Source organism: Neoroseomonas eburnea, assembly GCF_018129005.1.
GTDB classification, from domain to species: domain Bacteria; phylum Pseudomonadota; class Alphaproteobacteria; order Acetobacterales; family Acetobacteraceae; genus Neoroseomonas; species Neoroseomonas eburnea.
This window is the reverse complement of sequence record NZ_JAAEDL010000069.1, coordinates 1-4578: the sequence shown is the minus strand read 5'-3', so window position 1 is coordinate 4578 and position 4578 is coordinate 1. Positions and strand designations below refer to the sequence as shown.

4 protein-coding genes are annotated in these 4578 nt (G+C 71.4%); 2 read left to right on the top strand and 2 right to left on the bottom strand.

From position 1 onward, the window contains the following. The first annotated feature begins 472 nt into the window (after positions 1–472). Positions 473–2092, top strand: coding sequence for an ABC transporter substrate-binding protein (locus tag GXW74_RS27615; RefSeq protein ID WP_211850122.1), 1620 nt, complete (start codon positions 473–475; stop codon positions 2090–2092). Positions 2093–2335: 243 nt separating this feature from the next. On the opposite strand, the gene GXW74_RS27610 is transcribed toward GXW74_RS27615, so the two are convergent. Together GXW74_RS27610 and GXW74_RS27605 are read right to left on the bottom strand one after the other, a co-directional pair. Further along, positions 2336–3694 (bottom strand): MATE family efflux transporter, encoded by a 1359-nt coding sequence (locus GXW74_RS27610; protein ID WP_211850121.1) that lies wholly within the window; start codon positions 3692–3694, stop codon positions 2336–2338. Next, positions 3687–4211: a winged helix-turn-helix transcriptional regulator gene (locus GXW74_RS27605; protein ID WP_211850119.1), complete on the bottom strand. Its 525-nt coding sequence runs from the start codon at positions 4209–4211 to the stop codon at positions 3687–3689. Before GXW74_RS27605 ends, GXW74_RS27610 begins: the two co-directional genes overlap by 8 nt. A gap of 138 nt (positions 4212–4349) precedes the next feature. On the opposite strand from GXW74_RS27605, the gene GXW74_RS27600 reads away from it, so the two are divergent. Further along, positions 4350–4578 (top strand): GcrA family cell cycle regulator (locus GXW74_RS27600; RefSeq protein WP_246524272.1); only part of this gene is annotated, 229 nt, incomplete at its 3' end.

The following is a 4578-nucleotide window of genomic DNA, read 5'->3' as shown; positions in this document are numbered from 1 at the left end:
CCCCTCCAAGCCACCCCGCCAAAGGCCCGAGGCCTTTGGAAACCATCATGTGGTGCCGCGCGGTCCAGACAGCCCAATCGCTTCGGGCGGGCTTCGGCACTGATCCTGACAAGGGCGCACGGCGCCAGGTATCGGTTTCCAAAGGCCCTGGGCCTTTGGTGGGGAGAGCCCGAGAGGGGCAAAGCCCCTCTCGGTTCCACAGATCCGGCAAACGGGCCATTGGTATCATTGACTCGTGCCGAGGCTGCGAGTGCGGCCCGCCGGCAGTCCGGCGCCTGAGGGCACGCAAAGCCGGATGCCAGCGGTCGCGTATGGCGGCCGATGGTATGGCCCGTCACGCGCAACCACCTGGGAACTCATGGTTCCCAAGCCCTGTCGGCCTTGGGCAAGGGGGGGGGCGGGGCGCAGCGCCCCCCGGCACGCCCGTTGCATCCCTTGACTGGCTCAACCCGACCAACAGGGGGCTTCACCCATGACCACCTCCGCCTTCACGCGGCGCGCCATGCTTGGCGCCGCGGCCACCGGCGTCGCCGGCCTGCCCCTGCTGCCTGCCCAGGCGCAGCAGGAACGCGTCCTCCGCTACGGCATCTCCATGGCCGATATCCCGCAGACCACCGGTCAGCCCGACCGCGGCGCCGGCGCCTATCAGTTCACCGGCCACACCCTCTACGATCCGCTGGTGGCCTGGGAGATGGACGTGGCCGACCGTCCCGGGAAACTCACCCCCGGCCTCGCCACCTCCTGGGAGGCGGACCCGTCCGACCGGCGCAAATGGGTCTTCCGCCTGCGCCAGGGCGTGAAGTTCCACGATGGCAGCGATTTCGACGCCGATGCGGTGATCTGGAACTTCGAGAAGGTGCTGAACAACCAGGCACCGCACTACGACCAGCGCCAGGCCGCGCAGGTCCGTCCGCGCCTGCCCTCCGTCGCCTCCTACCGCAAGGTCGACGCCATGACGGTGGAGGTGACCACCCGCGCGGTGGACAGTTTCTTCCCGTACCAGATGCTCTGGTTCCTCATTTCTTCCCCGGCGCAGTACGCGAAGCTCGGCAATTCCTGGGACCGCTTCGCCAACGAGCCCTCGGGCACCGGTCCCTTCCGCCTGGCCCGTCTGGTGCCGCGCGAACGCGCCGAGCTGGTGAAGAACCCCGACTACTGGAACCCGGCGCGCATCCCCAAGGTGGACCGCATCATCCTGGTGGTCGCACCGGAGACCACCACGCGGAGCAATGCGCTGATCTCCGGCCAGCTCGACATGATCGAGAGCCCGGCGCCCGACCTGCTGCCGCGCCTGCGCCAGTCCGGCGTGCGCATCGTCGAGAACGTCACGCCCCATCTCTGGAACTACCACCTGAGCCTGCTGGAGGGTTCGCCCTGGCGCGATGTGCGGCTGCGCCGCGCCGCGAACCTTGCCATCAACCGTGACGAGGTCATCGCCCTGCTCAACGGCCTGGGCAAGCCGGCCTCCGGCGTGGTGGACCCGTCCTCCCCCTGGTTCGGGCGGCCGGAATTCCAGGTGAGGACCGATGTGGACGCTGCCCGTCGCCTGGTGCGGGAGGCCGGCTTCAGCCCGCAGAACCCGCTGCGCACGCGCTTCATCGTGCCGACCGGCGGTTCGGGGCAGATGGTCTCGATGCCGATGAACGAGTACATCCAGTCCGCCTGGCGCGAGGTCGGCATCCAGGTCGAATTCCAGGTGGTGGAGCTGGAAGTGCTCTACACCGCCTGGCGCCAGGGCGCGGCGGGGGAACTCAGCCGCGCGGGCAACGTCACCTCGAACAACATCGCCTACCTGACCTCGGACCCGCTCTACGCCTTCATCCGCTTCTTCCACTCCAACCAGATCGCGCCGACCGGCGTGAATTACGGCCACTACCGGGACGCCGAGATGGACCGGATGCTGGACGCGGCGACGTCCTCCTTCGACGTCGCGGAGCAGGACGCGATCATGCGCCGCGTGCACGAGAAGGTGGTGAATGAGGCGCTGCTGGTCTTCGTGGTGCACGACACCAATCCGCACGCCCTCGGACGCAACGTGCGCGGGTACACGCAGGCACAGCACTGGTTCCAGGACCTGACGACGCTGGCCTAGACCCGAGGCTTTGCCTCAGGTCTAGGTTCTATTGCCTCAGACGCCGGCGCCGGCATCCGCCGGCTTGGCTTGCGCGCCGTGCGCTGGCGCGTTGGCGGCGGCGGTTGATCTTGGCGCGGTCGCGCTTTGCGCTCCCGGCCCGCGGCAAGCCTCGCGCCGAAGTATTCCGGTGCGCCGCCGACGGCGGGGCGCCAGCCCCGCGCGTCATGGTTCGCAAAGGTTTTTCGGCCTTTGGCGGGGGGTTCAGGGGGGCGGCGCCCCCCTGCTTCCCGGCCACACCCCCGGCCGCACCGCCGCTGCGCAGACTGCCCCATAGGCCGTGATCCCCAGCGCCACCGCCACGAACTGCCCGGTCAGCCCGAAGCCGAGCAGGTCCGACAGCACCCACCCGCCGCCCACCGCCAGCCCGATGCGCGACAGCCCCGCGGCCACCGGCCAGGCCATCCGTCCCGCCCCCATGGCGGCGAAATACAGCGCCATGCCGATCCCGAAGCCCGGCATGGCCCAGCCGATGATGGCCAGGGCCTGCGCGGCGATCGCCCGCACCTCGGGGTCGGAGGTGAAGGCCGCGGCGGTGGCGGCGGGAAAGATCGCCACCGGCACCGCGATCGCTCCGGTCACGCCGAGCGCAAGCCCGCCGCCGGCCCAGGCGATGCGCCTCGCCTCCACCCAGTCCCCCGCGCCCACCGCCCGGCCGACCAGCGCCGTCAGCGCCGAGCCGACCCCGAAGGCGAGCGGGATCATCAGGAACTCGATCCGCGCCGAAATGCCGTAGCCCGCCACCGCCGCCGCCCCGTGATGGGCGATGCGGGCGGTGACCAGGATGGTCGCCAGGTTGGCGATGGTCGCCATGACGCAGGCGATCAGCCCGACCGAGAGGATGCGGCTGAACAGATCCCCGCGCAGCCGCGTGCCCAGATGCGGTCGGAAGCCGGCGCCGCCGGCCATGAAGACCGCGGCCATCAGCGCCGCCGCCCCGGTCATGGCGATGGTGAAGGCGAGCCCCGCCCCGGCGAGGCCCATCCCCAGCGGTTCCATCAGCAGCCAGGCGAGCGGCGGGTAGGCGATCCAGGCGCCGATCACGCCTCGCGCCGCCAGCGCATGCCGTCCGCCGCCGCGCAGGATCGAGGCCAGCGTATTGGCGAGCCAGGTCGGCAGCGCCCCGCCGCCGAACAGCCAGGCGGAATACCCCGCGGCGGCCGTGGCTGCCTCCGGCCCGCCGATCAGCCCGAGCACCGTGTGCGGGAAGACCGCGAGCGGGATGGCGAAGAGCGCCGCACCCGCCACCGCGATGACCAGCGCATGGGTGGCGAGCGCCGAGGCTTCCTCCAGCCTGTTGGCACCGAGCGCGCGGGCGATGGCCGAGACCACGCCACCCCCCATCGCCCCGGCGGACATCTGCCCGAGCAGCAGGGCGAAGGGGAGTACGACCGCCCAGCCGGCCAGGGCCGGCGTGCCCTGGCGGGCGGCGAGCCATGGCTCGATCAGCAGCGCCGCGACCTGGGTGGCCGCGAGCATCGTGGTCGGCGCGGCCAGCGCCAGGATGCGGCGCACCCGGCCCGGCGTGACGGCGCGGGCGGGCATGGCAAGGGTGTCAGCCATGGTCGGCCTCCGTTCCGAAACGGCGGCGGACCGCCTCGTTGGCGCCGGGGCCGGGCAGGATGCGGACCTCCTCCGGTGTGATCGGCGTGCCGTCGGCGCGGCGCGGCGTCGGCGCCTGCACGGGTTCACCGGTGAGGGTGTCCAGCATGACGGTGGGCGGGCCGTCGGGGCCGGAGAGGTGGCGCGCGCCCCAGTCGCGGATCGCCAGGTAGAGCGGGAAGGCATCGCGGCCGCGTTCCGTCAGGCGATAGGCATGGCGGCCGCCATCGGGCACGCGCTCGAGCACCCCGTGGCGGACCAGCGCGCCCAGCCGGGCCGAGAGGATGTTCGGCGCGATGCCGAGGTTGCGCTCGAAGGCGTCGAAGCGGGTGGTGCCGGCGAAGGCCTCCCGCAGGATCAGGATCGTCCAGCGTTCCCCGAGGATCGACATGGCGCGGGCCACGGGACAGCGCATGCGGGCGAAGTCGATGCGGCGCAGCGGGGTTCTCCTCCGGTCGTCGCGGCCATCGGAGGGCATTTGCTTTCAATTTGCAAGCAAGTTCGGGCCGGCAGCTTGTCCACAGAAATCTGCGCCCCTGCGCATGGCAGAACTTGTGTGCGGCGGCCGGTGTGGCTACCGTATCTTGTGTTGGGGGACATCGGGGGACCGATCGACATGGACTGGACGACGGAGGCGATCGAGCGTCTCAAGGCGCTCTGGGCCGAAGGCCATTCGACGGCCGAGATCGGTCGGCGCATGGGTATCTCGAAGAATGCCGTGGTGGGCAAGGCGCACCGGCTGAATCTTTCCGCGAGGCCGAGCCCGATCCGGCGCGATGCCGCGCCGCGCCCGGCGCCCGTGCCGCGCGCGCCGCGCCCGGTGCCGGCCCCGGCGCCGATCCAGC

Coding starts and splice junctions, on each gene's coding strand:
- GXW74_RS27610 (WP_211850121.1), bottom strand. CDS start 3,694: ATGGCTGACACCCTTGCCATGCCCGCCCGCGCCGTCACGCCGGGCCGG.
- GXW74_RS27605 (WP_211850119.1), bottom strand. CDS start 4,211: ATGCCCTCCGATGGCCGCGACGACCGGAGGAGAACCCCGCTGCGCCGC.
- GXW74_RS27615 (WP_211850122.1), top strand. CDS start 473: ATGACCACCTCCGCCTTCACGCGGCGCGCCATGCTTGGCGCCGCGGCC.